General features: G+C 60.9%; 24 protein-coding genes and 3 pseudogenes. 12 read left to right on the top strand and 15 right to left on the bottom strand.

What is annotated here, in order from left to right; genetic code table 11:
• Window positions 1-5: 5 nt before the first annotated feature.
• The 13 genes from trbL to ASD34_RS21550 form a co-directional block, all read right to left on the bottom strand.
• The gene (trbL, locus tag ASD34_RS21600; protein ID WP_056581682.1) at window positions 6-1,391 is read right to left on the bottom strand and encodes a P-type conjugative transfer protein TrbL; all 1,386 of its coding nucleotides are present in this window, start codon (window positions 1,389-1,391) and stop codon (window positions 6-8) included.
• On the bottom strand, window positions 1,388-1,720 hold the full coding sequence (locus ASD34_RS21595; protein ID WP_056581679.1) for an EexN family lipoprotein: 333 nt from the start codon (window positions 1,718-1,720) through the stop codon (window positions 1,388-1,390). The genes trbL and ASD34_RS21595 overlap by 4 nt, the downstream gene beginning before the upstream one ends.
• Window positions 1,721-1,732: 12 nt before the next feature.
• Window positions 1,733-2,458 carry a P-type conjugative transfer protein TrbJ gene (gene trbJ, locus ASD34_RS21590; RefSeq protein WP_056581676.1) on the bottom strand — a complete coding sequence of 242 codons (726 nt, stop codon included), beginning with the start codon at window positions 2,456-2,458 and terminating at the stop codon, window positions 1,733-1,735.
• Window positions 2,455-4,914, bottom strand: a complete 2,460-nt coding sequence (gene trbE / locus ASD34_RS21585; RefSeq protein WP_056581673.1) for a conjugal transfer protein TrbE — start codon at window positions 4,912-4,914, stop codon at window positions 2,455-2,457. Before trbE ends, trbJ begins: the two co-directional genes overlap by 4 nt.
• 15 nt (window positions 4,915-4,929) lie before the next feature.
• On the bottom strand, window positions 4,930-5,202 hold the full coding sequence (locus ASD34_RS21580) for a VirB3 family type IV secretion system protein (RefSeq protein WP_056581671.1): 273 nt from the start codon (window positions 5,200-5,202) through the stop codon (window positions 4,930-4,932).
• Entirely contained in the window at window positions 5,199-5,582 is a 384-nt protein-coding gene (locus tag ASD34_RS21575; RefSeq protein WP_056581670.1) for a TrbC/VirB2 family protein, read from the bottom strand. Before ASD34_RS21575 ends, ASD34_RS21580 begins: the two co-directional genes overlap by 4 nt.
• The gene (gene trbB / locus ASD34_RS21570; protein ID WP_056581667.1) at window positions 5,579-6,631 is read right to left on the bottom strand and encodes a P-type conjugative transfer ATPase TrbB; all 1,053 of its coding nucleotides are present in this window, start codon (window positions 6,629-6,631) and stop codon (window positions 5,579-5,581) included. Before trbB ends, ASD34_RS21575 begins: the two co-directional genes overlap by 4 nt.
• Entirely contained in the window at window positions 6,628-7,092 is a 465-nt protein-coding gene (locus ASD34_RS21565; protein WP_003111089.1) for a ribbon-helix-helix protein, CopG family, read from the bottom strand. Before ASD34_RS21565 ends, trbB begins: the two co-directional genes overlap by 4 nt.
• Complete coding sequence (locus ASD34_RS21560) at window positions 7,089-9,089, bottom strand: conjugal transfer protein TraG (protein ID WP_056581665.1); 2,001 nt, start codon at window positions 9,087-9,089, stop codon at window positions 7,089-7,091. Before ASD34_RS21560 ends, ASD34_RS21565 begins: the two co-directional genes overlap by 4 nt.
• 236 nt (window positions 9,090-9,325) lie before the next feature.
• Window positions 9,326-9,604: an EexN family lipoprotein gene (locus ASD34_RS21555; RefSeq protein WP_056581661.1), complete on the bottom strand. Its 279-nt coding sequence runs from the start codon at window positions 9,602-9,604 to the stop codon at window positions 9,326-9,328.
• Window positions 9,601-10,545: a LysR family transcriptional regulator gene (locus ASD34_RS27260; RefSeq protein WP_066123738.1), complete on the bottom strand. Its 945-nt coding sequence runs from the start codon at window positions 10,543-10,545 to the stop codon at window positions 9,601-9,603. Before ASD34_RS27260 ends, ASD34_RS21555 begins: the two co-directional genes overlap by 4 nt.
• 227 nt (window positions 10,546-10,772) lie before the next feature.
• Window positions 10,773-11,489: an alpha/beta fold hydrolase gene (locus ASD34_RS27255; protein WP_082548893.1), complete on the bottom strand. Its 717-nt coding sequence runs from the start codon at window positions 11,487-11,489 to the stop codon at window positions 10,773-10,775.
• Between the two features lie 10 nt (window positions 11,490-11,499).
• The gene (locus ASD34_RS21550) at window positions 11,500-12,255 is read right to left on the bottom strand and encodes an SDR family NAD(P)-dependent oxidoreductase (RefSeq protein WP_056581660.1); all 756 of its coding nucleotides are present in this window, start codon (window positions 12,253-12,255) and stop codon (window positions 11,500-11,502) included.
• A gap of 249 nt (window positions 12,256-12,504) precedes the next feature.
• Here ASD34_RS21550 and ASD34_RS21545 point away from each other — a divergent pair.
• Window positions 12,505-13,439: pseudogene (locus tag ASD34_RS21545) on the top strand (IS5 family transposase).
• 282 nt (window positions 13,440-13,721) lie between these two features.
• The gene (locus ASD34_RS21540) at window positions 13,722-14,417 is read left to right on the top strand and encodes a GntR family transcriptional regulator (RefSeq protein WP_082548890.1); all 696 of its coding nucleotides are present in this window, start codon (window positions 13,722-13,724) and stop codon (window positions 14,415-14,417) included.
• A 114-nt stretch (window positions 14,418-14,531) separates the two neighbouring features.
• Here ASD34_RS21540 and ASD34_RS27655 read toward each other — a convergent pair.
• A pseudogene (locus ASD34_RS27655) lies at window positions 14,532-14,663 on the bottom strand (IS110 family transposase); the annotation flags it as partial.
• A 156-nt stretch (window positions 14,664-14,819) separates the two neighbouring features.
• On the opposite strand from ASD34_RS27655, the pseudogene ASD34_RS28360 reads away from it, so the two are divergent.
• The 10 genes and pseudogenes from ASD34_RS28360 to ASD34_RS21515 all read left to right on the top strand — a co-directional run.
• Window positions 14,820-15,273, top strand: a pseudogene (locus ASD34_RS28360) (transposase); the annotation flags it as partial.
• 305 nt (window positions 15,274-15,578) lie between these two features.
• The gene (locus ASD34_RS21530; protein WP_056581658.1) at window positions 15,579-16,841 is read left to right on the top strand and encodes an ABC transporter substrate-binding protein; all 1,263 of its coding nucleotides are present in this window, start codon (window positions 15,579-15,581) and stop codon (window positions 16,839-16,841) included.
• Window positions 16,842-16,918: 77 nt separating this feature from the next.
• Entirely contained in the window at window positions 16,919-17,800 is an 882-nt protein-coding gene (locus ASD34_RS21525; protein ID WP_056581653.1) for a branched-chain amino acid ABC transporter permease, read from the top strand.
• Entirely contained in the window at window positions 17,797-18,813 is a 1,017-nt protein-coding gene (locus ASD34_RS21520) for a branched-chain amino acid ABC transporter permease (RefSeq protein ID WP_056581651.1), read from the top strand. Before ASD34_RS21525 ends, ASD34_RS21520 begins: the two co-directional genes overlap by 4 nt.
• Window positions 18,810-19,604: an ABC transporter ATP-binding protein gene (locus ASD34_RS27250; RefSeq protein WP_066123746.1), complete on the top strand. Its 795-nt coding sequence runs from the start codon at window positions 18,810-18,812 to the stop codon at window positions 19,602-19,604. The genes ASD34_RS21520 and ASD34_RS27250 overlap by 4 nt, the downstream gene beginning before the upstream one ends.
• Window positions 19,598-20,323, top strand: a complete 726-nt coding sequence (locus ASD34_RS27245; protein WP_081266255.1) for an ABC transporter ATP-binding protein — start codon at window positions 19,598-19,600, stop codon at window positions 20,321-20,323. Before ASD34_RS27250 ends, ASD34_RS27245 begins: the two co-directional genes overlap by 7 nt.
• Before the next feature lie 13 nt (window positions 20,324-20,336).
• The gene (locus tag ASD34_RS27240) at window positions 20,337-20,636 is read left to right on the top strand and encodes a DUF6166 domain-containing protein (protein WP_082548887.1); all 300 of its coding nucleotides are present in this window, start codon (window positions 20,337-20,339) and stop codon (window positions 20,634-20,636) included.
• Between the two features lie 79 nt (window positions 20,637-20,715).
• Window positions 20,716-21,432: sterol desaturase family protein (locus tag ASD34_RS27235; RefSeq protein ID WP_157609749.1), on the top strand; the 717-nt coding region annotated here is incomplete at its 5' end.
• A gap of 29 nt (window positions 21,433-21,461) precedes the next feature.
• Window positions 21,462-21,650 (top strand): hypothetical protein, encoded by a 189-nt coding sequence (locus ASD34_RS27640; RefSeq protein ID WP_081266257.1) that lies wholly within the window; start codon window positions 21,462-21,464, stop codon window positions 21,648-21,650.
• A gap of 166 nt (window positions 21,651-21,816) precedes the next feature.
• Window positions 21,817-23,715 carry a propionate--CoA ligase gene (locus tag ASD34_RS21515; RefSeq protein WP_056581650.1) on the top strand — a complete coding sequence of 633 codons (1,899 nt, stop codon included), beginning with the start codon at window positions 21,817-21,819 and terminating at the stop codon, window positions 23,713-23,715.
• Window positions 23,716-23,915: 200 nt separating this feature from the next.
• Here the strand turns inward: ASD34_RS21515 and ASD34_RS21510 are convergent, their stop codons facing one another.
• Window positions 23,916-25,907: a relaxase/mobilization nuclease and DUF3363 domain-containing protein gene (locus ASD34_RS21510; protein WP_056581648.1), complete on the bottom strand. Its 1,992-nt coding sequence runs from the start codon at window positions 25,905-25,907 to the stop codon at window positions 23,916-23,918.
• Window positions 25,908-26,092: the final 185 nt, after the last annotated feature.

Here is a 26,092-nt window from a genome sequence, read left to right as displayed (position 1 = left end):
TCGCTTTATTCGTCGGAGCCGCGCAGGCTCGGCCCCTGGCCGGAGCCGCCGCCATCGCCACCGCGCAGCGTGTGGGCGGTGGTGGTCGCGGCGTGGGTGAGTTGCTGGCGGCGATGCAGGCGCTTGGCCCAAGCGGGCCGTTCCTGTGTCTGCGCCGTAGCGGCGCCGGATGCGGCCTCGCCTGCGGCACCCTGACCGAATGCCGCGCCCGCGCCACCATCGGCAGCAGCGCCATTCCAGCCAGCGTGGAAGGGAGCGGCCATGCGTTGCCCGGCAGCGGAAGCGCGGGATGCAGCGCCTCGCCCGGCCGCCCGCGCGCCGGTCTTGGCGACGTTGCCCAGGCCCGCCATCGCGCCCTTTGCGCCGCCGCCAGCGGCGGCGGAACCGGCCTGAAACGCCGACTTCGCACTGCTGGCCGCCGACGTAGCGGCGCGCGCACCGCTACCGGCCAGCTTGGCGGCAGCCGGGGCCATGCGCGCACCAGCAGCCACGGCGCCACCCACGCCCGTCGCGGCGGCGCCGATGGCGACGGCCGTGCCGGCAGCGCCGACAGCAGCACCGGCCATTGCGCCAGCGCCGAGCTGCGGCGCACCGGAGACGAGGCCCGTGGCGATGCCGGGGCCGAAGATCCCGAGCGCCAGCAAGGTGAGCGAGGCCAGCATGATGACCAGCGCGTGGTCGATGGACGGCTCGGCAGGATGGACTTGGAACTGAGCGAACAAGCCTGAGCCGATACCGACGATCACGGCCAGCACCAGCACCTTGACGCCGGAGGCCACCACGTTGCCCAAGACCTTCTCGGCGAGGAACGCGGTCTTGTTCCAGAGCGCGAACGGCACCAACACGAATCCGGCGAGCGTGGTCAGCTTGAACTCGATCAGCGTGATGAACAGTTGGATCGCCAGCACGAAGAAGCACAAGACCACGACCAGCCACGCGAGGAACATCACCACGATGGGGTCGAGGTTCACAAACACTTCGGGAAAGCCCGCCATCTCGCCGATCTGCTCCAGAATCGGCGCCCCGGCGTCGATGCCGGTTTTCGCCAGCCGGCCCGGCTGCAAGAAGTTCTCCATCGTGATGGCCGAGCCGGTGGCTGTGATGCCCAATCCCGCAAACGAGCGGAACACGATGCTGGCCAGCCAGTTGAAGTTATTGATGATGTAGGCGAAGGCACCGACGTAGAGCACCTTGCGCAGCAGCTTGGCGATCACGTCCTCGCCCTGGCCGGTGGCATGGCTCATGGCCCAATACAGGCCGGCGATCGTCATGTCGATGACGATCAGCGTGGCCGTGAGGAACGCCACTTCGCCCCGCAGCAGCCCGAAACCCGAGTCGATATAAGCGGCAAAGGTGTTGAGGAATTGGTCGATGATGGTCACGTCATTCATGGCGTGTCCTTCGGTTCGGCGGGAACGGCCGGCGCCATGCCATCGGCCGGTTCCTCGAAGCTCGGCGGGATCGGCGGCAGGTCGGCCAGCGTCTGGTATTCATCCGGCCCAGCCTGGCCGGAGAAGAAGCGCCGCCGGAAGGCTTCGGCGGCGGCGCGGCAAGCGTCCTCGCCCGTGGCCTGCCGGTCGTCCGCGCATTGCGCGCGCAATGCCTTGAGCCGCAAGGGATCGGCGGCCAAGGCATCGGCAAGGTGGTCAGCCGGCTGTTCGCTGCAAGCGGCCAGCAGCGCAGCAAGTACCAGAACAGACGGGACGAGGACGCATCGCATAGCGGCCTCCCGTCAGTTGCCGTAGAAATCCACGCGCTGCGGCGTGTATGGCGTGCCATCGCCCAGGAAACGCCGCCGCACCTCGCGGGCGCGTTCCGTGGCCGCGGTCTGCCGTGCCAACTCCAGCGAGGCGGCCCGATCTTGCGTGATCTGGAGCCGCTGCGACTGGATCGACTGCTTGGCCTGCAAGGCCAGCAACTGGTTCATGGCCTGCATGGCTTGCAGCGCGCCTTCGGCCGACTGGCTCTTGCCCACGAGGTCGGCCAGCACGCTTTCGTCTTCGCCCAGGTTCTGCGACACCTGGGCCTGCATCCGCATGGTGGTCTGCAAGCCGTTGAGCGTGTTCCGCCAATGCTCCTGCGCATCGCGGTACATCTGGTCGCCGCTGACGGTGGCGGCGTACTGCTCGGGATACAGGCGCTGGAACTCCCGATCCAGATTCGTCACGTCGTAGGCCAGGCCGCGCGCCTGGTCGATCAGCCGCTGCGTGGTCGCCAGATTGGCGCGCAACTGGCCGACCACGCTGGACGGCAGGCTGGCGAGGTTGCGCGCCTGATTCATCAGCATCTGCGCTTCGTTCTGGAGCTGCTGGATCTGGTTATTGATCTGCTCCAGCGTGCGGATCGCGGTCAGCGTGTTCTGCACGAGGTTCGTGGGGTCGATCACAACCCATTGCGCGTGGGCGGTGGCAGTGCAAAGCATGGCCGAGATGGCGGCGGCGACAAGACGCTTTTTCATGGCAGGTTCTCCTGTGGGTGGTCGGTGGTACGGAAAGAACCCGGCGCGAGGCCGGGGAACGAGGCCAGCAGGTCGGCCGCCCAATCGAGGCCGCGATGGCGCAGCCAGGCGCCCGCGAAGCCGGGCACGCCGGCGTCCAGCAGCACGCGGTCTATGTCGCGCTGGTCTTGCGGCGTGGAAGCGCCCGCGAAGGCCAGCGCCGCCTGCCCCAGGTCGAGGTCGAACAGGCGATTGCCGAGGCGGGATTGGTAGTAGTAGTCGCGCTTGGGGCTCGCGGTGGCGACGATCTCGATCTGCCGGCTGTTCAGGCCGAAGCCTTCGTAGATCGTGCGAATCTGCGGTTCCGTCGCCTGCGGGTTGGGCAAGAAAATCCGACTCGCGCAGCTCTCGATGATCGCGGGCGCGATGCTCGAATCCTTGATGTCGGCGAGGCTCTGCGTGGCGAAGATGACGCTGACGTTCTTCTTGCGCAGCGTCTTGAGCCACTGGCGGATGCGTGCGGCAAACACCGGGTCGTCGAGGAACAGCCACGCTTCATCGAGGATCAGCAGCGTGGGCGCCCCGTCGAAGCGTTCATCGAAACGCGCAAAAAGGTAATGCAGCACGGCCATGACGGCGGCCTTGCTGTGCATCAGCTCCTCCATCTCGAAGCACTGCACGTCGGCCATGCCCAGCCGGTCGTGGTCGGCGTCCAGCAGCTTGCCGTGCGCGCCACCCAGCACATAGGGCGACAACGCCTGCCGAAGCGTGTTCGATTGCAGCAGCACGGAAAGCCCGGTCATCGTGCGCTGCTCCACCGGCGCACCGGCGAGACTTCCCAGCGCCGACCAGATGGCCGCGTTCTCGTCTGGGCCGACCGCCACGCCTTCGTGCAGCAAGCGGCCTTCGATCCATTCGGCGGCCCAGGTGCGGTAGCCCTCGCGGTCGATGCGTGCGAGCGGCTGGAAAGCGATTTCGCCATCCGTGCCGAGGTCGTAGTGCTCGCCGCCCAGCCCGAGGATCGTGGCTCGCATCGAGCGCCCCATGTCGAAGGCGAAGATGCGCGAGCCGCGGTAGCGGCGGAACTGCATCGCCAGCGTGGCAAGCAAGACCGACTTGCCCATGCCAGTCGGCCCCGCGACCAGCGTGTGGCCCACGTCGCCGATGTGCGTCACCAGCCGGAACGGCGTGGCGCCATCGGTGCGCGTGACGATCAGCGGCGGGCCGTCGAGATGGTCGTTCTTCTCCGGCCCGGCCCATACCGCCGATACCGGCATCATGTGCGCCAGGTTCAGCGTCGAGACGATGGGCTGACGCACGTTGGCGTAGGCGTTGCCCGGAATGGACGACAGCCACGCATCCACGGCGTTGAGCGTTTCGGGAATGGTGACGAAGCCCCGGCCCTGGATGGCACGCTCCACCATGCGCAGCTTCTCGTCGGCTGCGCCGGCGTCCTCGTCCATGACGGTGACGGTCGCCGTCAGGTAGCCGAAGGCGACTTGATCGCTGCCCAGTTCCTGCAAGGCGGCATCCGCGTCCGCCGCCTTGTTGTTCGCGTCGGTATCGACCAGCGGGCTTTCCTGCTGGAAGATCGTTTCGCGCAACAGCGCGATGACGTTCTTGCGCTTGGCGAACCACTGGCGGCGCAAGCGCCCCAACCCCCGTTCCGCCTCGGATTTGTCGAGGCACAGAAAGCGCGTGCTCCAGCGATACCCAAACCCCAGGCGGTTGAGGTCGTCCAGAATCCCCGGCCAGGTCGAGGTCGGGAAACCTCGCACCGACACCACGCGCAGGTGCTGGTCGCCCAGCATGGGCGCCAGGCCGCCGACCAGCGCGGAATCGGTCAGCAGCGCGTCGATGTGGAACGGCACTTCGGGCACGCCCACGCGATAGCGCAGCGTCGAGATGGTCGCGTGCAGGTAGGTCAGCGTCTGCGCGTCATCGAGCCAGTCAATTTCCGGCATCACGCTGTCGAGCAGGTCGAAGACGCGATCCGTTTCCGCGACGAAGGCTTGCAGCCGCTCGCGCCAGTCCACGCCATTCGTCGGCGTGTTCTCGTAGAGCATCCTGGCTGCACGAGCGCGGGATTCTTCCGGCGGCAGGTAAAGCAGCGTCAGGTGATAGCCGCTCTCGAAGTGATTACCCGATTCCTCGAAGGCGGCCCGGCGTTCTTCCTCCACCACCCACGAAAGCGGCTCGGGAAACTCCGAGTGCGGATAGTCGGCCGCAGGCCGGCGCTCGGCTTCGATGAATAGCGCCCAGCCCGATCCCATGCGGCGCAGCGCATTGTTCAACCGCGCCGACGTGGCGACCAGCTCGCCTTGCGTCGCGCTGTCGAGGTCAGGCCCGCGAAACCGGGCCGTGCGCTGGAAACTGCCGTCCTTGTTCAAGACGAGGCCCGGCGCGACCAGCCCGGCCCAGGGCAGCCAGTCGGCAAGCAAGGCCGGGCGCTGGCGGTATTCGGCGAGATTCAGCATCGCGGCGTCCTCCCCTCACACGTCCAGCAGCGGGCGGTGCTTGATGTGCCGGGCGAAGACCTGCATGAACTGCGGATCGACGCGCGCACCCCACACCGCCAGCGAATGGCCGACGATCCAGAGCACCACGCCGGGAATCCACAGTTGCAGGCCCAAGCCGACAGCGGCGGCCAGCGTGCCGTTGGCGATCGCCACGGTGCGCGGCGCACCGCCAAGCAGAATCGGCTCGGTCAGTGAGCGATGCAGCGGCACCTCGAAGCCGTCCCTGAAGGTGTCCGGGGCACTCATACGACCGCCCCGCCGGAGAAGCTGAAGAACGACAGGAAGAAGCTGGAAGCCGCAAACGCGATGGACAGACCGAAGACGATCTGGATCAGCTTGCGGAATCCGCCGGACGTGTCGCCGAAGGCGAGCGCGAGGCCCGTGGCGATGATGATGATGACCGCGACGATTCGCGCCACCGGCCCCTGGATGGATTCGAGGATGGATTGCAGCGGGCCTTCCCACGGCATCGAGGAACCGGCGGCCTGCGCGGTTCCGGCTAGGAACAGCAGCAGCGCGGCCAGCAGCAGCCCTTGCCCCGCAGGGCGGGCCAGGCAGCGCAGCCGCGCGTGGCGCAAAGCCGGATTTGCAGAAAAACGGAAAGCAGGAATGGTCATCTGCGTCATGGCAGTTCTCCAAGTGAGTCAGGGGATGGGGAAGTCGCCGCAGCGGGTGCGGCATTGGGAAGCGGCGGCAGCTCGGGAAACGGCGTTTCCAGCGCGTCCGCCAGTTGGTAGCCCACGCCGTCGAAGCCGACGACGCGGGCGATGCTCTCGATGCGGCGTTTGCGCCCGCGCCCGGCGATGTGGATCGCCACGTTGACCGCCTCGGCGATCAGCGCACGGGGCGGGTTCACCGCCACTTCGAGAATCAGTTGCTCCAAGCGCAGCAGCGCGCCGAGTGCGGAGCCGGCATGGATCGTGGCGATGCCGCCGGGATGGCCGGTGCCCCACACCTTGATGAGATCCAGCGCCTCGGCGCCGCGCACTTCGCCAACGACGACGCGATCAGGCCGCAGGCGCATGGACGAGCGCACCAGCTCGGTCATGGACACCACGCCTGCGCGGGTGCGCAGAGGAACGTGGTCACGGGCCGCGCATTGCAGCTCCACCGTGTCTTCGAGCACCAGCACGCGGTCGCCGGTGGCGGCGATTTCGGCGAGCAAAGCATTGGCGAGCGTGGTCTTGCCGCTGCTGGTGGCGCCGGCGATCAGCACGTTCTGCCGCTCGCGCACGGCGCGAACGAGAAAGCCCGCTTGCGCGCTGGTCATCATTCCGTCGATGACGTACCGCTCCAGCGGAATTACGCCGATGGCACGCTTGCGCAGCGCGAAGGCCGGCCCCGGCGCTGCCGGCGGCAAGATGCCCTCGAAGCGTTCGCCGGTTTCGGGCAACTCGGCGGACAGCAGCGGCTGGCCGCGATGGACTTCTGCGCCGACGTGGGCCGCGACCAGGCGGATGATTCGCTCGCCGTCCGCCTCGGACAGTTCCACGCCCATCGGCGCGCGCCCACTAGAAAGCCGATCCACCCAAAGGGTGCGATCAGGATTCAGCATCACCTCCACCACGTCCGGGTCTTCGAGCGCGGCGGCGATCAGCGGCCCCATCGCCGTGCGCAACATCTGGATGCGGCGGTCGAGCGACGTGGCGGTCATGGACTGCGGAACGGCACTCATGACGCACGCTCCTGCGCTTGCGCGGCTGCCGCCGCGTCTTCCATCCGCATCGGGTCGGGATGCAGTTCCTCCACCACGTCGCGCACCAGGCTGCGGCCCCGCAGCAGGTGGCGGCCAAGCTGCTCGGTGAACTGCTCGAAGCGCGCTTTGCCCTGCGCGCGTGCCGCGTCTTGGTGCGCCTCGGGGACTGGTGTGCTGACCGTGAGGTAGTAGCGAATGAACAGCGCCAGCGTTTCGATGGCGATGTTCTGGTCGCGCTCCATGCGCTCGGCCTGGCGCGACAGGCGATCCAGCCGCTTGGCGATGGCCGCTTCGCGCTGGTCGGCGGCATCGGGCGACAGCCACGATGCGAGCGCCGCCGCGACGATGGACGACTTGGACACGCCTTTCTTGGCGGCAAGCTCATCGAGCCGCTTGGCGTGCTCGGGCTGGATAAAGAGGTTCAGGCGGTAGTGGCTCATAGCTCGATTCCGTCGTTGGGGTCGAGGGAAGCCAGCCGGGCCGTGCGCTGCATGGCTGGATCAAGCTGGCGAGGAAGGGGAAGCGGCAGGTCGTCGTCGTCATCGAGCAGCCCAAGGTCGGCCGCAGGCGCGGCCAGCACGGGGTCGTAGGCGACGGTTTCGGAGAGTTCGGGCTGACGGCATGGGCCGCCGTCGTCGGTGCTGTCCAAGTCGTCGGCGGATGCCGTGCCCGGTGCTGCCGGCATCAGCGGAATCGCCAGCCCGCTCCAGTCATCGGGCCGCGATGGCGGCGCGTCGGCGTACTGCCCGTCCGCCAGCGCGGGCGGCGGCAGCACGCGACGCTTGAAGTTGCTGTCCACGTAGTAGCGCAGCTTCTTCGCCTTGATCGGCGCCATGCTGGACACCATCACCACTGCCTCGTCGGGTGGAAGCTGCATGACTTCGCCCGGCGTCAGCAGCGGGCGGGCCGTCTCCTGGCGCGACACCATCAGGTGGCCCAGCCACGGCGCGAGCCGATGGCCCGCGTAGTTGCGCTGGGCACGCAGCTCGGTGGCCGTGCCCAGCGTCTCGGAGATCCGCTTGGCGGTGCGTTCGTCGTTCGTGGCGAACGTCACGCGCACATGGCAGTTGTCGAGAATCGAATGGTTCTGGCCGTAGGCTTTGTCGATCTGGTTGAGCGACTGCGCGATGAGGAAGCTGCGGATGCCGTATCCGGCCATGAAGGCCAGTGCCGTCTCGAAGAAGTCCAAGCGCCCCAGCGCCGGGAACTCGTCGAGCATCAGCAGCAGCTTGTGGCGGCGCTCGATGCCATCGGAGCCATCGAGCGATTCGGAGAGGCGCCGACCGATCTGGTTGAGGATCAGGCGAATGAGCGGCTTCGTCCGCGAAATGTCCGAAGGCGGCACCACCAGGTACAGCGACACAGGATGCGCTGCCGCGATCAGGTCTGCGATGCGCCAGTCGCAGCGCGAAGTGACTTCGGCCACCGTGGGATCGCGGTACAGGCCGAGGAACGACATGGCCGTGGACAGCACGCCCGAGCGTTCGTTGTCGCTCTTGTTGAGGACTTCACGCGCCGCCGACGCGACGACCGGATGCGCCCCATCGCCGAGGTGCGGCGTGGTCATCATCCGATGCAAGGTCAGCTCGAAGGGGCTGGCCGGGTCGCTAAGGAAGTTGGCGACGCCGCGCAGCGTCTTGTCCTTGCCCGCGTAGAGCACATGCAGGATGGCCCCGACCAGCAGTGCGTGGCTGGTCTTTTCCCAATGGTTTCGCTTCTCCAGCGCGCCTTCGGGATCAACCAGAATGTCCGCGATGTTCTGCACGTCGCGCACCTCATGCGCGCCGCGCCGTACCTCCAGCAGCGGGTTGTAGGCCGCCGACTTCGCATCGGTCGGGTTGAACAGCAGGCAATGTGAGAAGCGCGAGCGCCAGCCGGCGGTGATCTGCCAGTTCTCGCCCTTGATGTCGTGGATGACGGCGGATGCGGGCCAGGACAGCAAGGTGGGCACCACCAGGCCCACGCCCTTGCCGGAGCGCGTGGGCGCGAAGGTCAGGACATGTTCCGGGCCTTCATGCCGCAGGTACTGGCGGTCATGCTGGCCCAGGAACACGCCGGCCGGCTGCGTGAGGCCCGCCATGCGAATGTCCTGCGCGTTCGCCCAGCGGGCAGAGCCGTAAGTCGTGACAAGGCGCGATTGGCGCGAGCGCCAAATCGACATGCCGATGGCGACCACCACCGCCAGCAGGCCGCTGCCGCCCGCGATGGCGCCGCCGGTATCGAACACGCGCGGCGCGTAGGCATCGAAAACGAACCACCACTCAAACAGCTTCCACGGGTGGTAGATCGGTGTGCCGAGAAGGTCAAACCAGGGCGAGCCAAGGCGTAGTTGATAGCCAAGAGCCGCTGCTGTCCATTGTGTGGCGCCCCACACGCCGGCGATCACGATGCCGAATACCACGGCGATCTGACCGAACAGCACGTTCGTCCCTTGCATGACCTGGCCTCCGATTTCTCCTGCGCTGATTCCTCATGGGGAAGGCGGCACAAGAACGTGCCGCAGGCGTCAGGATGGGTGTCGGGTCAGTGCCGGTCAAAGACTGCTTCGAGCAGAAAGGTCGAGCAAAAAGACAGAATTAGTGCAGGGGCGAACCAATGAAAAACACCGCAAGCGATAACGCATTGCGGCGTGTCGAGCAGAAATATTGAGGCGATGCTGCGAACCGCCAACGATCAGAACTTGGCTGATTCCTTCGGTGGTGTGTACGGCGTTTCACCGTCGCCATAGAACCGCTTGCGCGTGGCTTCGGCTACCCGATTGCACAGCACGTCGCCCAGCTTGGGGCGATCCGTCTTGCATTGTTGGCGCAGCTCTTTGAGCCGTTCGGGGTTGGCCGCCAGTTCTTCCACCGTCGGGATATTCGCCTCCGGAACGTTGGTCGTTTGTGGCGTCTCGGAATTGCCGCAGGCAGTCAGCGCGGCCACCAGCAGGAACTGGATGAGCTTCTTCATGGCGTGGATTCCTCCAAGGGATCGGAATGATGGCCCGGCTTGGGCCTTGGGGGTTCCGGAGATTCAATGGCCTGCACGCGCTCAATGAACCGGGCCAGAACATCGGACGGCTCGCCTTCGGGGAACAGTAGGTAAGTTGTCAGCGGCGGCACGCGCAATGCCAGCGGTCGGGCCACCACACCTGCGTCAGGGTTAGCGGCAATGCGCGCGGCACCCGTAAACCCAAGCGCCAGGCCAGCCGACACCAGCACCATCATCAGATCGCACGTAGCAACCCGTTCTGCGACCAACGGCTCCGTGCCGGCCCGGCGTAGCACACGATCTACGAATCTGGCATGGCCTTCGCAAACTTGTGGATCGCATAGAACCAGCGGATAGCGCAGCAACTCCTCCAAAGGAATGCGCTTGTACGCAAGCAGCGGATGCCGGGCTGGCACCGTTACTATGAGCGCGTCTCGCCATACAGGTATGGCGGCGATGCTGTCACCTACTTCATCAGACTGCGCAAACCCCACGTCGTACAGATCGTCGTGCAGACCTTTGATCTGCTGTGATAGCGGTACCTCGAAGAATCGGAGTTCAAGTTCAGGCTCTTCTTGTCGGCATAGCGCCAGCAGAGCCGGTAGGCGCGACGGTGTGATGCCGTCCGACAATGCCACTCGCAATTGCCCATGGAAACCATTGGCCGCCGCTTTCACGCTATCGCGGGCTTGCTCCAAGACAGTGAACACGCGACGCACGTGTTCCAAGAACAGTCGGCCAGCGAGCGTCAATCGAGTGCTGCGAGTGGTGCGAGCAAATAACACCGCCCCGAGTTCCACCTCCAACTCCTTGATAGCGCGCGACAGAGGCGACTGCTCAATGTGCAGCCTCTCCGCTGCTCGTGCGAAGTGGAGTTCTTCAGCAACGGCCAAGAAGCAACGCAGATGACGAAGCTCCATATAGTGCCCTCTCAAAATGCATCTTCATCGCAGAGCCTCCATGCTCAATCTCGTCACAACGATCTGTGTGGACGACGATTGGCGTCCCGTACAGATGTAGATCGGATGAAAATCGGAGCGATCATGACGCCCCGCCACGATTGCATTTCCCGAATCGTTGAGAGCCTGGCCTTACGTGTGCAACGATGGCCGCAGACACACTCCGTCGATACTCGAGGAGGAGCCTTTTAGTTGGTTAAATCGGCAATTGACAAGAGCAAGGTGGTGAGTTGCTCTGGCATGGTGATGTGGGGGTTGTGCGAAGCAGGCAGCTCATAATATTTCCACCCTTCTCGGGCTTGAGCGCGGGACGCCGAAAGACCAAAGGTGTCATACAGACCAGTCTTCGTACAGTAAATATACGCAGAAGGGATGTTTGAAGCTTCTCCCGCTAGACATAGAGGAGATGTGAACGTAGCAAGGGGTTGCGGTCCGCGCCTCCCTTGGGCGAGCTTTTGATCATGGTCAGGGGTGTCCGGCGGAAGTGGGCTTGGGGGGACCAGCCAACCGAATCCATTGTTCTTGACGTCTTCCAGGATGGCGGCTCGCTGAGCCTTTGGCATGAGATCCAATGCGCACTCATCGGACTCCGGTAGTAGTGCGTCGATGTATATCAACTGTTGAATCCGATCGGGGATTCTGTCGGCCACACCAGTCACGACCATTCCCCCATAGCTGTGCCCGACCAAGATGACATGGTTGAGGTTCTCCGACTCGATAGCACGGACGACATCATCGACGTGCATATGCAGGTCGATACGAGGTCCAAGCAAGTGCGAGCGTTCACCCAGCCCCGTACAGGTTGGCGTCAGGAGTCGGTGATGCGCTGCCAAAAAGAGAGAGTGCATTCGCCACCACGCCCAACCTGCTGACCAGGCCCCATGGACCATCACAAAGGTGTTCATGGGGCGAGACTCAGTATCGATATGCCAAGAAGCCGCCGTCCAGCAGTATCTCGGCGCCAGTCACGTACCCAGCCTCTTCTGATGCAAGAAACAAGATTGCGTTCGCGGCGTCTTCTCGCTTACCGGTGCCGCCCAGTGGAACGGTTTCAAAGAACTTTTCCCGCATTTTGGGATCAGCGGACACCACTGAGGTTCGCATGGGGGGCAGAAGACCGGGAACGATGGCGTTTACCCGGATCCCTGATCTTGCGTACTCGCCTGCAGCAGAGCGCGTCATGGCCAACACCCCGGCTTTCACGGCGCAATAGCCCATGTGGAGACCGGGCATGCCTGCATACGCTGCGATGGAGGAAATCGTGATGATTGATCCCCCACCTGCACGAGTGATGGCGCGGGCGCCATGGCGGATGGCTAGGAAGGTGCCGCGGATATGGATTGACGTCAGTCGGTCGAGATAGTCGACCTTTTCATGATCAGGAACCATACCGCTTATGCCGGCATTGCTTACAACGATATGAATGGCTTCGAAGGATTGCTCCCCCTTCTGAAGGGCTTCCTTCCAGTTTTCCTCTTCAGTGACGTCTAGCTTGACGAAGCATGCTTCGCCACCCCCCTCGGTAATCGACTGTGCGACTGCTTGGCCTTCTTGCTCTAGTAGGTCAGCGATGACCACGCGCGCGCCCTCGCGCGCAAACATCCTTGCTGTGGCTTCACCAATGCCGCTCGCGGCGCCTGTCACGAAAGCAGTTTTTCCAGTGAATCTCATACACGTCTCCTTGCAATATGAAAAGGGCAGAGGGGGTTCAGAGTCTCGGCCGTCTAGCATCTTACACATATCTCGGTAATATTCAAGATGTCAGCAAGATTCCGTTGTCGGCTGGCTAAGAAGCTTGACGCGAGTCGAGGCTGACTCTCGCTTGCCGCCGCTTACGTCATTCGGGCTCTAGGGAATGTCTGCAAAACTCAGGCGCTGGCCGCGTAGCGTGAACGGCAGCGCCCTGCGATGATCTGCGGCATGAAGCAACTCGGACTGGGCCTGAACCTGTCGACTAAGAAGACGCGCAAGCGGGAGTTCTGGGAGGAGATGGAGCGCGTGGTTCCGTGGTCGGCGCTGGTGCAGATCGTGAAGCCGTACTACCTGAAGGCGAAGACGGGCCGGCCGCCGTTTGCCATCGAGACGATGCTGCGGGTTCATTACCTCCAGCAGTGGTTCGCGCTGAGCGACCCGGCGATGGAAGAGGCGCTGCACGACATGCCCGTGTTTCGCGAGTTCGCCAAGCCAGGCGACGTGGCGCGGTTGCCGGACGAGACGACGATCCTGAGGTTCCGCCACCTGCTGGAGAAGCACGACCTGGCGACCGACATGCTGCGAGTGGTCAACGACATCCTGCAGGCCAAGGGCCTGTTGATGAAGAAGTGCAAGGTGGTCGACGCCACGCTGATCGCAGCGCCGAGTTCGACGAAGAACGCGTCGATGCAGAGTCGGGACTGGTGCACAGCGTCGTGGGCTGGTCGGCCAACGTGAACGACGTGACGCAGGCAGGCAGCTTGCTGCACGGCGTTGAGGAGGTCGCCTTCGGCGACGCCGGCTACCGCGGCGTTCACAAGCGCGGCGAGGCTCAGGGGCTGCAGTGGCACGTGGCGATGCGCGCCGGCGACCGCCGCAAGCTGAACCCATTCCTGCAGCCCGACTTCCTGGCAGAGCAGGCGGAGAAGCTGACGGCGAGCATCCGAGCCCAGGTCGAGCACCCGTTCCGTGTATTAAAGCGGCAGTTCGGCTACACGAAGGTGCGGTACCGCGGCCTGGCGAAGAACACAGTTCAGATCGTCACGCTGTTCGCGCTGTCGAACCTGTGGATGGCTCGGCGCAGCTTGATGGGGCGCGCAGGGATGAGTGCGTCCGCAGCCTTATGCGGGGCGGCCTCGAAGGGCACCGAAACCATCATGTAGCGCCGCGTACGGGCAGTGATTTGAAGCAACCATGCGTAGCGTGGCGTAGTCAAGATGCTTCCGAATCGGCGCTGCGAATCACGTTGCGCAGACCTTTCCTCGCGTAGGTGATGCAGAGGTCGCGGACAACGGACCAGATACAGTGGACCCAGAGCAAGGGCACTGCGAAGCGGCCGAGGACCATGTGCTGTCCAAGTTCAGCTAGCATGTCAACAGGACACAACTTGTTTTTTGCCCCATCGCGCTGACGAAGGGCTCGTTTTATACCGGCAAAGGCATTGCATGAAGAAGTCGCTCGCTGTTTCCTCTAGGAGACAAAAATCCAACTCCAACCGAACTGAAGCGCCGACTCTGGCCGAGCAGGCTTATAAGAGGCTTGAGGAGATGATCATTACTCTGCAGCTAGCACCAGGCGTGGTGCTTTCTGAGTATGGTTTGTCGGAACTGCTGGAAATTGGTAGAACACCAATCAGAGAGGCGCTCCAGCGTCTCGCCGGAGAGGGACTGGTTGTGGTCCTCCCCAAGCGAGGGGTTCTTGTTTCCGAAACCAATATTCGCACCCAACTCCGATTGCTGGAGTTGCGAAGGGAAGTGCAACGTCTTCTCGCACAACTCGCAGCAGAGCGGGCAACAGAGGAGGAGAGGGCGCATTTTGCCCAGATCGGCGCTTCTCTGCTTCATGCAGCTAGCGCGCGCGACGAAGGGCTTTTTGCTCAGCTAGATCGAGAACTCGATGAGTGCATGTGGAAAGCGGCTCGCAATGAGTTCATAACCAAGACGATGGCGCTCATGCGCGGTTTATCGCGCAGGTTCTGGTTCGAGCACTATCGCAGGGTTGGAGATCTTCCGCTGGCGGCCACATTGCATTCAAAAATGGCCGAGGCGATAGCCAGGGGTCACTCTAAGGATGCCGCTGCGGCCTCCGATCGTCTTGTTGACTACATCGAGAGCTTTGCGCGAGAGACCATCACCAATTAGAACTTGGGTACCTTGGTGCTGCGAATTGGCCCCGGCGCGCGGAGATTAAGTCAGGCAGTTTGACCCTGCCTCGATTTCGCGTACAGCAAGAAGTTGGAAACTTCAAAGGTTCGATCACGCGACCTCGGCCGCCTTCCTGTAACCCGTCTCGTCACGCCGATCACGGGCCAGCAACGCCCAGACGATTCGAGCGTTCTTGCTGGCGAGTGCCACCGCCGCCACGTTCTTGTTGCGCCGCTGGACCACAAAGGTGGCCCCGGAAATCTGAACACGGCGATGAGTGAAAACTCTGCCCTGTGAGCGGTCCGCGAAGAGCGGGCTGACATGGAGCGAGAGCATGAGCAGAAGACCACGCCGGAACTTCTCACCGGCGTTCAAGGCCAAGGTGGCGCTGGAGGTCAACCGTTCGCCGGCAGCCGCATGCCGCGCCACATGCTCAAGGCACGAGGCTTCGAGGTCGGGCGCAAGCACGTGGCGCCCCTCATGCGGCGCATGGGCATCAAGGCGCTGTACAGCAAGCCCAACACGAGCCGCAGCATGTGTGATCTACCCGTACCTGTTGCGCGGCCTGGCGATCGAGCGTGCGAACCAGGTCTGGGCGATGGACCTGACCTGCATCCCGATGGCACGCGGCTTCGTGTACCTGGCCGCGATCATTGACTGACATAGCCGCAAGGTCCCGGCCAGGGACGTGTCGATGTCGATGGAAGCGGACTTCTGCGTGCGCGTGCTCGACCATGCGATCGCGCGTCACGTCAAGCCGGAGATCTTCGATACCGACCAGGGTTCGCAGTTCACCAGCATGGTGTTCACCGAGCGGCTCAAGGGCGAGGGCATCGCCATCAGCATGGGCGGTCACACGAGATGCCCACCGCGTCGGTCGTGCGTTCGCGCAAGCGACGCCCGCCCGCCACCGTGGACATCTCTGCACTGCGGTCAACCCCGGCAGCGTTCCACTTGTCGTCGCCCGACTCGTGTTCAGACCGATGGGGCCACCTCTCGGCCGCACATCCTCTTAGTACCTCATTTCAAGGGAAAACCCTCTATGAGATACTTTTGCCGCTCATGTAATATACTTGTGTCATGCAAGTTGGCATATGACTGCGAAACTGCATGACATCGATTGGTCCTCATCTATCTGTGTCATGCAAAGGAGACAAAATGAAGTTAAGTCGGCGCACTTTTACCCAAGCAACCCTGGGTGCGGCGGCGATATCTGTGGGTGGGCCTCTGTTTGCGCAGGACCGACCTCTGCGTCTTGGCCTGTTGGCGCCGCGATCAGGGGTGGCTGCCTTCATGGGGGAGGACAGCATTCGAGCCGTTCGGTGGGGGGTGGACCGAATCAACCGGTCGGGGGGGATTGCAGGTAGGAAAGTGGAGCTCGTCATTCAGGAGGAGACCACTCCCAAGGACACAGTTGAGCGGTTTCGCCATCTGGCACTGCAGGAGAAGGTGGACGCCATTCATGGACTGATTTCTACCGGCGTTACTCTGGCAGTCGCCCCCGTCGCAGAGGATGAGCGTGTTCTGCTCCAGTGCTGGGATGGAACGACACAAAACGGAGTGCAAGAGTCGATGCCAAAAACTCGTTTTGTGTTCCGGTCGACTGACAACGAGTGTGAAGCAGTGATGAGTTCGCTCATGGCCATCAAACGCTTCAAAGGTAAGTTCGCAACTATTGCAGGAGTGAATTCCGACTATTCGTATGGGCGAAACTGCTGGGAAACGTTCAAGACGTTGTTGTCTCGCTATGACATCGAGGCCAAGGTTGTTTCTGAGCAATGGATCCGGGTTGGTGCCACCGATCTCACGACGAACGTGGCGGCATTGAACGCCGCCAAGCCTGATCTGATTTTCAATTCGCTCTTCCTCTCCGATCTTCCTATCTTTCTTCGGCAGGCCTCCGCGGCAGGTCTGCTGGCCAACGCAAAGATCGTGTCGACCGTGGCGGGTGGTCAAATCAATGACCTGCGGTCCAGTTTCGTTCCCGAGGGTGCATTGCTGGGGCAGAACACCTTCTACTTTGACTTGCCCGGAGCATCCGAATTGCAGAAGTCGTTTGTTGCGGAATACAGGGACCGCTACAAGGCCATTCCGACCACATCGGCTGACCGCGCCTACTTCAATCTGATGGCTTACAAAGCCGGTGTCGAGAAGGCGGCGAAGGCTGCCGGCCGCTGGCCAAAAACTGATGAGATCGCTGATGCCATTGCCGGAAACGACATCGAAAGTCTAGGTGGCCGAGGGCGTTATCGGGCCGACAAGATTGCCGAACAGATGTTCTACCAAGGCTTCAGTAAGAACAGTACTCAGCATGAGTACCCGGGGCTGTCCGATATTACCGCCGCGTTTTCTGATCAATTGCAGAAGCCTGCAGGCGCAGACTACTGGAAATGGATCAAGACTGCAGATTTCCGCGTGTAATTATTCGTTAGCGGAGTGTGCTTTAAGCGTACTCCGCTAAGTTAAAAATTCCGTACACGCATGAAATGGATGCTTCAATGCAGTATGCCAACCTCTTTTTAGCCGGTCTCTTCCAAGCCGCGATTTTGTTTCTTGTCGCCTGCGGTCTGCAACTCATCTTTGGCGTTCAAAAGGTCGTCAATCTTGCCTGTGGTTCGTTCTATGCGCTGGGAGCGTTTTTTGCTATTACGGCTGTCGGCCTCTTGCACCAATGGCAAATGCCGATGATTTTTCTTGTTCCAGCACTTGTGTTGTCTGGTGTACTCGTTGGAACAGTCGGAGCTCCGTTAGAGTTGTTGTTACGTCCCGTATATAGGCGAGACCCTAGCTATCAACTTTTGCTGACCTTTGGTCTTTTGCTGATGTTCCAGGATGTTTTTCGTTTTTTCTGGGGTGCTGCACCGAGATCAATGGACAGCTCTCTATATGGAATATATGGAACGATCGACATAAGTGGATTGCAGATCCCTGTATATAACTTTCTTGTCATTGGAGCGAGCATCCTAATCGCAATGATTTTAGGATTGTCACTCAAGCGAACCCGTATTGGACGGATCGTACGGGCTACGGCTGAAAATCGGAACATGACTGAAGCATTGGGTGTTAATTCATCCAAAGTATTCACAATGGTTTTTACGCTGGGCTGCATTCTAGGAACTGTGGGTGGGGCATTGGTTATTCCCACTTCGGCTGCCTCTATGACCATGGCCGCTGAACTCGTGGTGGAGGCCTTTGCAGTTGTTGTGATCGGGGGCTTGGGCAGCATGGCTGGGGCTGCTGTTGGCGCCATCATTGTCGGGCTCATGCGGGCGTTCGCAGTTTCGTTAGCTCCTGAAGTGGAGATTCTCTCCATCTATCTAGTTGTCGTTGTTGTCCTCTTGATTCGCCCTGTTGGATTGTTTGGAAGGAGCGCATCTTGAGCGCAGTATTTGACGTAATTTCTCCGAGAATTCGGCCTCGGCCGAAGCCGCGGTTGCTTAACGGCGTTATTCCATTTGTTGTGTTGCTAGCTGGACTTGCAATTGCACCTTTGATGCTAACGCCGTACAGCACCGTGATGCTTATGCCTGCCTTGGCATTTGGAATCGCTCTTCTCGGCATGAATCTTCTGTTTGGCTACACGGGGTTGCTGTCCTTTGGCCATGCAATGTTCTTGGCTGTAGGGGCATACGTGGCGGCCGCAGCGACCCAGGCGGGCGTTCTCCACTTTGAGTTGATCTTGATCGCAGCAGCGAGTTTGGGAGGACTATTCGCATTGGCGATTGGTGCTCTCTGTGTCCGTTTCACACATATCTTCTTTGGCATGCTCACACTTGCGTTTGGCATGCTTCTTCACTCTTTCCTGTTCAAGTTCTACAACTTGACAGGAGGTGATCAAGGTATGCGTGTCCTGCGGCCGATGTTACTGGGGCAGGATTGGGATATGACTGCGACTCAGTTTCTCAGTGGTCCGTTCTATTACTACTGTTTGATAGTTTATGTGCTGCTCGGATTGCTCACCTGGCGCATCGTCAGTTCGCCTCTTGGCCTCCAGCTGCGCGCTATTAGAGACAATGAGAGCAAGGCTCGGTACCTTGGCGTACGTGTCTATCGCCTCCGACTGTTTGCCTTTGTAGTGTCTGGCGTTTTCGGTGCAATCGCTGGCGCGATGTTGGGGGTTTCCACTGGACTTGCTGATCCGGAGCTTGCGTATTGGCCTCAGTCAGGCAATCTTATTTTCATGATGATTCTTGGGGGGGCTGGAACCTTTGTGGGGCCTGGGGTAGGGGCGCTCATTTTTGTTCTGCTGCATGAAGTACTGGTATCGAGTACGGCCTACTGGAGATTTATGTTGGGTGCTACGTTGGTGTTTCTCGTGCTTGTGCTTCCAGAAGGATTGATCGGCACGATTTCCAATCACTTGCAACGTCGTGTAAGGGGAGATGCCCAATGAGTGCCATGTTGAGCGCATGCAATGTATCCAAATCTTATGGATCGTACCAAGCTCTAAAGAATGTGTCTTTGGAGATCGGAGGCGGTGAATTCGTGTCAATAGTCGGCCCGAATGGAGCAGGGAAGACCACACTCGTCAATGTGTTGACGGGGTTGGCGGCCCCCTCCCAAGGGACGGTGCATTTCATGGGAAATAGTATTGCTGGAGTAGGTCCGGTTAAGTTGGCTGCGATGGGCATGGCCCGTTCATTCCAGCTGGTCAATATTTTTCCAGAGGTGAGCGTTTGGGAGACGATCGCAGTTGCTGTAAGTTCAAGGTTGCGTAGAGCTTCGAATCCATTACGAACATTGACCAAAGATCCTCAGATCGAGGACGAAGTTCAGCATATTGCTGGAACACTTGGCTTGCATCACAAGCTTTTTGAACGAGCTGGTTCTCTCTCACAAGGAGAGAAAAAACTCCTTGATATCGCCAGCGCATTTGCACTTCGTCCTAAGGCCATCCTTTTAGATGAACCTACTTCGGGCGTCTCAAGTGGAGACAAATACGGGATTATGGAACTGTTAGTGAAGGCGGCACGCTCGGAAGGGGTGAGCGCCATCATTCAAGTCGAGCATGACATGACACTGGTCGCACGTTACTCGCATCGGGTGATCGCGCTTCAGGAAGGGCGTGTGATTGGAGATATGTCTCCGGATGTTTTCTTTAAGGACTCCTTGATGCTTGAAGCAGTGATCGGCCCTGTCCACAGTAGTCAGAAAAAAAACGAGGGGGAACACCAGCCATGCTGAACGTGTCCGAACTGACCGTGGACATCCAGGGAAGTCGAATTCTTCGAGGTATCAGTCTTGAGGTTCGCGCCGGTGAACTGGTATGTCTTCTCGGCAGAAATGGAGCGGGAAAGACCACCACTTTTCGGTCGTTGATGGGCTATCTTCGGCCCGTTTCCGGGCGCATCTCGTGGGAAGATAAAGATCTTGCGCGCTTGAGCACATGGCAGATTGCGCAACTGGGCATTGGCTTTTCCCCTGAAGAATCGGAAGTGTATGCCGACCTCACGGTCGAGGAAAACATTGAACTTCCGACGTGGACTCGTACCTGTGGCAGACCTGCTGCGGAGCGCATTTCGGAAGCATATCGTATTTTCCCCAAGCTGGAACGATACCGTAAACGCGGGGGGGCAGAGCTTTCGGGTGGCGAGCGCAAGATGGTATCTATCGCCCGCGCATTGGCTCTCGACGCAGAACTCCTTTTACTCGACGAACCTTTTGAAGGTCTCTCACCCGCCATCATTCCACTTGTAGCGGAGGGAGTCGCCGCGATTCGCCAATCTGGGAAAGCCATTGTGATGGCTGAATCCAATTTGCATCATGTTCCAGATTACATAGATAAACTAGTGGTGATTGAGCGCGGTGAAATTATTTACACGGGCTCGTTGAGCGGAGCTCTCGGGGACGTGGAGGTTATGAAAATTATCGCGGGTGCCGTGGATGCGGAACCTCAAACTTGACCAGGGGCGAGATATGAAGACATATACGGGCGATCGAACTATCGATGGAATTAAAGTGCTCGCCGATGGCCAATTGTTGCCTGACCGGACCGACCTGCGTCGCTATGCGGAAATGGGGTTCGAATGGGGGTACGAAGGTGCCGAGCCGCGGCAGTTGGCTTTCGCTCTTCTTTTGGATCACACCGGTGACTTGAATCTTTCCGCTGATTCTTGCGAATCTTTCATGAAGGTCATGGTTGCAAATTTTGATAATGAGTGGAGCATTGCTTCCGCAGATATTGAAAACTGGCTACGAAGCAAGTCAAGGTATTGACTGCGGCTGAAATCGAGTGTTGTTGGCAGGCATGCCCCTGTTGGGGTGAATTTAATTGGAGGTTTTCATGGAGCTTCANTGGTACCACGGTTGGCTGCACTTGGCGATCATTGCCATCAGCGGTTTCACGGCGCTCTACATCTATGCTGCCAATCTTCGCAACGTCCAACTGTGGGAATGGCTGGCCTTGCCATTGGGTTTCATGGCTTATCAACTCACCGAATACTTGCTGCATGCGCATGTAATGCATCGGCCTCGCAAGAACGTCATTTTCCGGGCGCTCTATGTGCGACACACATTGATGCATCATCAGTTCTTTACGCGCGAAGAAATGCGTTTCGCGGATCATAGAGATTGGCGTGTAACGTTCTTTCCCCCTTTCACAATGATCGTGCTTACCTTGCTGTCTCTCGTGCCATCGCTCGTCGCTGGCTGGATTCTCTCCCCTAATTTCGGCTGGCTGTTGATGGCCGCGCTGACGGGTAGCTACATGTTCTATGAACTCGTTCATTTCTCATGCCATGTGAACGACAACTGGCTTATTCGAAATACGCCGATTATTAATACTGCGCGCCGGCATCATACGGCGCATCACGATCATCCATTGATGATGGAAGTTAATATGGGTATCGGAACCCCTATTTTTGATTGGTTGTTTGGAACCTCCGATCTCAAAAGAGGATTTTGGGGTCATATCTTTAACGGCTACAGCACGCGTTATTTGAAGCAAGATCTTCGAAAAACAGTTCGTACACCCAATTCAAATGATGGCGTTGTGAAATCGGCAAGCTTCTAACATGACTGCCAAATATCCGGAGTGATTAAATGCCAACTAAATTCAAAGTAATTATTTCCATACTGATTTTGATGCTCTTCGGGGTGATAGGTTTGTATGAGTTTTCGATTGATCTTCGAACGGCTGGTTGGGCTGCATTTTTCTTGGGCGGGTTTATGGTGTTTTCGATCTGGATTTTTCCTGAGGTAAGCAGGGATGATCCTGTCGACGCCAATTGAGCGGCAGAGGGGTGCTCTGATTACTTCTACTTCAGATCGGATTAAGAAAATGTTCGCTCTCAAGGCAGACGCAGATGTGTGGTCGTTCTGTTTGATTTAGAACAAGTTCGTTGGTACAGCTTTGGCGGCCAGTGACGTCATACTTAACTTAACCTAGTACATCCTGATGAGATTCAATGATTTTCGCAATCTCTCCATCGACGACCGTGATGCCTTCTGGACCGAACAGGCCGGGTTGGTGGACTGGCACAAGCCCTTCGACCGGGTGTGCAACCACGACAACCCACCGTTCGCGCACTGGTTCGAGGGCGGGCTGACCAACCTGTGCCACAACGCGGTGGACCGGCACCTGAAAGACCGCGCAGACCAGAACGCGCTGATCTACGTGTCCACCGAAACGGACACCGAGCGCACCTACAGCTTCCGGGAGCTGCATGCCGAGGTCCAGCGCATGGCGGCGGTGCTGCTGGGGCAGGGCGTGAAGAAGGGCGATCGCGTGCTCATCTACATGCCCATGATTCCCGAGGCCACCTTCGCGATGCTGGCCTGTGCGCGCATTGGCGCCATCCACTCGGTGGTGTTCGGGGGGTTCGCCAGCCATTCGCTGGCCAACCGCATCGATGACGCCGCCCCTGTGGCCATCGTCAGCGCCGATGCCGGATCGCGCGGCGGCAAGGTGGTTGAGTACAAGCCGCTGCTGGACGAAGCGCTGCGGCTGTCCACCCACAAGCCAGCGTCGGTGGTGATGGTGAACCGTGGCCTGGCGCCGATGAGCCTTGTGCCCGGGCGGGACCACGACTACGCGGCCCTGCGCGAGCAGCACCTGGACGCACAGGTGCCCTGTGAGTGGATGGAGTCCACCGCCATCAGCTACACCATCTACACCAGCGGCACCACGGGCAAGCCCAAGGGCGTGCAGCGCGACACGGGCGGGTATCTCGTGGCCCTGGCCGCCAGCATGAAGCACATTTTCATGGGCGAACCCGGCGAGACCTACTTCTCCACCAGCGACATCGGCTGGGTGGTGGGGCACAGCTACATCGTCTACGGCCCGCTGATCGCGGGCATGGCGACCATCCTGTACGAAGGCCTGCCGATCCGGCCCGATGGCGGCATCTGGTGGCGCCTGGTGGAGAAGTACAAGGTGACGGTGATGTTCAGTGCGCCCACCGCCGTGCGCGTGCTCAAGAAGCAGGACCCGGCCTACCTCAAGCAGTACGACCTCTCCAGCCTCAAGGCCCTGTTCCTGGGCGGTGAGCCGCTGGACGAACCCACCGCGCGCTGGATCAGCGACAGCCTGGGGGTGCCCATCATCGACAACTACTGGCAGACGGAGAGCGGCTGGCCCATTCTCACCATCGCCAACGGTGTCGAGAAGAAAGCCAGCAAGTTCGGCAGCCCGGGTGTGCCGATGTATGGCTACAGCGTCAAGCTGCTGCACGAATCCACCGGCGAAGAACTCACCGGTGCCGATGAGAAAGGGGTGGTCGTCATCGAAGGGCCCACGCCACCGGGTTTCATGCAGACGGTCTGGAAGGACGACGCGCGCTTCGTCAACACCTACTGGAAGAGCATTCCCGGCAAGCTGGTCTACAGCACCTTCGACTGGGGCATTCGCGACCAGGATGGCTACTTCTACATCCTGGGCCGCACCGACGATGTGATCAACGTGGCGGGCCACCGCCTGGGCACGCGGGAGATCGAGGAAAGCATTTCCAGCCACGCCAATGTGGCCGAGGTGGCGGTGGTAGGGGTTGCCGACCAGCTCAAGGGGCAGGTGGCGATGGCTTTCGTGGTGGCCAAGGACAGTTCTTCGCTCTACGACGATGCCTCGAAACTCAAGCTGGAGGGCGAGATCATGAAGCGGGTGGACGAGCAGTTGGGTGCCGTGGCGCGCCCGGCACGGGTGCGCTTCGTGACAGTGCTACCCAAGACCCGCAGCGGCAAACTGTTGCGCCGCGCCATCCAGGCCGTGTGCGAGGGGCGCGATCCGGGTGACCTCACCACCATGGACGATCCTGCTGCGCTGCAACAGATACGTGCATTGTTGGTAGAAGAATACTAGAAGAAAACACACCGGAATTGCCGAAACGTGCCTCACTTGCGTACGGTAGTAGCAAAGCTTTGAAGTCAGCCCTCTGTCACAAACAGACGGAGAGAGTTGTGCAGTCCATCACCTCGGTATCAAAGCCAACACACGGTAAAATCCCAGTGATTGCTGGCCCGAATGAGGGGGCGTGTTGAATCTCTGATTTGCTCCATTCATCATTGGATGGACAGGTAGCGCCGTCGCCCGATCTTCCATGACACGCTCCCGCCTCGCATTGTGGCGACGAGTTGCTGCCCCAGCCGCTGTTCAAGCACCGGCTTCCAAGGCACCAAGCTGAACCCCATACCCTCATCGAGCAGTGCGTAGCGTCCGCTGGCAAGCATCACGCTGCGCCGGTAGATGCCGGCCACGCGCTGGCCGTCAGCCACGGGGCGATACCCCAAGCCGGTTTCGGCGGCAATGTCCTTCGCGGCGAGCGTCAGTTCCCGGTCGCGCAGCGTGCCCAGCAGGTTGCGCGCCAAGATCACGCGCTGCCCGCGCCGCTCGGCCAGCCCCTGTTCCGTCAGGAAGTTGGCACGCTGCTGCATTGCCTGCTTGGCCTCGCTACCAAAACCCAAATCACCCAAGCCGGAGCCGCCGCCGATCAACTGCTGGTCGAGCCAGGTGGCGCCGATGACGCGAGCTTGACGCTCAATGGGCAGGTGCGATTTTAGCTCCACGGCCACGCCGCCCAGGCGCTGCGCGTCGTACTGGCGGCCACGCTCGGGCAGGTCGTCCGGCACCTTCCATAGCCCCTCGGCCACGCGCTCCACGATGCCAGCCCGGCGCAGGGCTTCCAGGCGCCGGACATGGGCTGCCACGACTTCTTGCGGATCGCGGCCAGGGACAGTCTGCCCTTGCGCGATGGCAAGGTGATGGTCGGTGCGGTACAGGCCATTGCTTGCCATCGCGGCGATGGTCTTGTCCGCCGCCCGTATCTCGGCAGAGCCTTTCACCTCGACCACCGCGCCCATCGGATACTGCTCCAGTTTCGTCCTGGGCGACAGCGCGACGTAGTGCGCCTTGCCGTCGATGCCATCGACCACGAGATAGCCCCGGTCGTACAGTTCGTCGGCCAGCCCCTTGCCCGCTACGCGGCCGATGATGGAGTGCCCATCTTCGGCCGGCTGGAACACGGCCAGGTCGCGCTGCCTGCCGCCCATCGCACGTTGCATGGTGCGGATGATGTCGCCGCGCTCGCCCATCGCCCGCAGGGTGGACTCAGCTTCGGCGTGGACGGCACAGGTGCCAGGCTGGGTTTCCGTCGCCAAGCCCATGCGCTGAAGCCGTTGCAGTCGCCCGACCAGCAGCAGGCGCTGGCGCTGCAGCTTGGGATCATTGAAGCGTTCGATTTTCACCAATCCCTCTACCGCTTCACGCTGCAAGGTTCGATCCAGAGAAGTCCAGCGCTCCTGCTCCACCTCGCGGGCCAGAGTGCGCTGGATCTCCAGCTCGGTGCGTGGCCCGAGCCATTCGGTGGCCAGCTCCATCGCCCGCTCGCGCATCCCGCGGGTGATGTACTCCTGCGAGATGATGAGGTCTTTGCCCGTATCGTCCTTGCCGCGCAGCACGACGTGGGTGTGCGGGTTGTCGGTGTTCCAGTGATCCACCGCCACCCAGTCCAGCCGGGTGCCCAGATCAGCCTCCATGCGCTGCATCAGGTGGCGGGTATAGGTGCGCAGGTCTTCGAGTTGGTCGGCATGCTCGGGCGAGACGATGAAGCGGAACTGGTGACGGTCGCCCCGCCCGCGTTCCTCGAAAGCTGCCGTGTCCGCCTCGTCGGTGATGGTCCCATAGGCCCGTCCCTGTTCGCCCTGGCGATCCACGCCTTCGCGCCCGATGTAACGCAGGTGCTGCACCGTCGATTTGCCGCTGGCCTGCTGCAAATACACCAGCCGAACCTTGACCGTGGCCCGGCGTGAATAGGCAGTCAAGGACTGGCCCGTGAAGCTCGCCGCCGTATGCCCGCGCCCCAGACGAGAACCAGGCGCCTTGCCGGTGGTTTTGCCCCTCACCTTGCCACCCATTCCGCGCTTGCCGCCTGTAACGCCAGCCGCCTTGCTGGTCTGACGCAGCACCTGCGCAATGAAGGTGTCGCCGCGCTGCTTCGGCTTGCCTGGCCGCACGCGGAAACGGTCATCACCATCCGAGTTTCCGCGCTGGCTCATGATGCGCCTCCAGCCAAGCCCATCGCGCCCGAGCGGATGCGGCACACGGTGTTCCCAATGCCTGCATGGCATTTGCGCTGTTGGCGGCACGAAGCCACCCTGTGGCGCGTGCTGCCCCAAACCCATGTGCAGACTGGCTTTGCGCGCACCGTGGTGCCGCGCCCTTCAATCTTGCCTTCCGCCTT

The sequence above is a fragment of the Variovorax sp. Root473 genome (genome assembly GCF_001426505.1).
GTDB lineage: Bacteria > Pseudomonadota > Gammaproteobacteria > Burkholderiales > Burkholderiaceae_C > Variovorax.
The sequence above is the reverse complement of the archived record's forward strand: the minus strand, read 5'-3'. Positions and strand labels throughout refer to the sequence as shown.

Coding starts and splice junctions, on each gene's coding strand:
- ASD34_RS21575 (WP_056581670.1), bottom strand. CDS start 5,582: ATGACGCAGATGACCATTCCTGCTTTCCGTTTTTCTGCAAATCCGGCT.
- ASD34_RS21555 (WP_056581661.1), bottom strand. CDS start 9,604: ATGAAGAAGCTCATCCAGTTCCTGCTGGTGGCCGCGCTGACTGCCTGC.
- ASD34_RS21510 (WP_056581648.1), bottom strand. CDS start 25,907: ATGAGCCAGCGCGGAAACTCGGATGGTGATGACCGTTTCCGCGTGCGG.
- ASD34_RS27255 (WP_082548893.1), bottom strand. CDS start 11,489: ATGAACACCTTTGTGATGGTCCATGGGGCCTGGTCAGCAGGTTGGGCG.
- ASD34_RS21550 (WP_056581660.1), bottom strand. CDS start 12,255: ATGAGATTCACTGGAAAAACTGCTTTCGTGACAGGCGCCGCGAGCGGC.
- trbL (WP_056581682.1), bottom strand. CDS start 1,391: ATGAATGACGTGACCATCATCGACCAATTCCTCAACACCTTTGCCGCT.
- ASD34_RS21540 (WP_082548890.1), top strand. CDS start 13,722: ATGAAGAAGTCGCTCGCTGTTTCCTCTAGGAGACAAAAATCCAACTCC.
- ASD34_RS21515 (WP_056581650.1), top strand. CDS start 21,817: ATGAGATTCAATGATTTTCGCAATCTCTCCATCGACGACCGTGATGCC.
- ASD34_RS27250 (WP_066123746.1), top strand. CDS start 18,810: ATGAGTGCCATGTTGAGCGCATGCAATGTATCCAAATCTTATGGATCG.
- ASD34_RS27240 (WP_082548887.1), top strand. CDS start 20,337: ATGAAGACATATACGGGCGATCGAACTATCGATGGAATTAAAGTGCTC.
- ASD34_RS21530 (WP_056581658.1), top strand. CDS start 15,579: ATGAAGTTAAGTCGGCGCACTTTTACCCAAGCAACCCTGGGTGCGGCG.
- ASD34_RS21595 (WP_056581679.1), bottom strand. CDS start 1,720: ATGCGATGCGTCCTCGTCCCGTCTGTTCTGGTACTTGCTGCGCTGCTG.
- ASD34_RS27245 (WP_081266255.1), top strand. CDS start 19,598: ATGCTGAACGTGTCCGAACTGACCGTGGACATCCAGGGAAGTCGAATT.
- ASD34_RS27640 (WP_081266257.1), top strand. CDS start 21,462: ATGCCAACTAAATTCAAAGTAATTATTTCCATACTGATTTTGATGCTC.
- trbE (WP_056581673.1), bottom strand. CDS start 4,914: ATGCTGAATCTCGCCGAATACCGCCAGCGCCCGGCCTTGCTTGCCGAC.
- trbB (WP_056581667.1), bottom strand. CDS start 6,631: ATGAGTGCCGTTCCGCAGTCCATGACCGCCACGTCGCTCGACCGCCGC.
- ASD34_RS21580 (WP_056581671.1), bottom strand. CDS start 5,202: ATGAGTGCCCCGGACACCTTCAGGGACGGCTTCGAGGTGCCGCTGCAT.
- trbJ (WP_056581676.1), bottom strand. CDS start 2,458: ATGAAAAAGCGTCTTGTCGCCGCCGCCATCTCGGCCATGCTTTGCACT.
- ASD34_RS21525 (WP_056581653.1), top strand. CDS start 16,919: ATGCAGTATGCCAACCTCTTTTTAGCCGGTCTCTTCCAAGCCGCGATT.
- ASD34_RS21560 (WP_056581665.1), bottom strand. CDS start 9,089: ATGCAAGGGACGAACGTGCTGTTCGGTCAGATCGCCGTGGTATTCGGC.
- ASD34_RS21565 (WP_003111089.1), bottom strand. CDS start 7,092: ATGAGCCACTACCGCCTGAACCTCTTTATCCAGCCCGAGCACGCCAAG.
- ASD34_RS27260 (WP_066123738.1), bottom strand. CDS start 10,545: ATGGAGCTTCGTCATCTGCGTTGCTTCTTGGCCGTTGCTGAAGAACTC.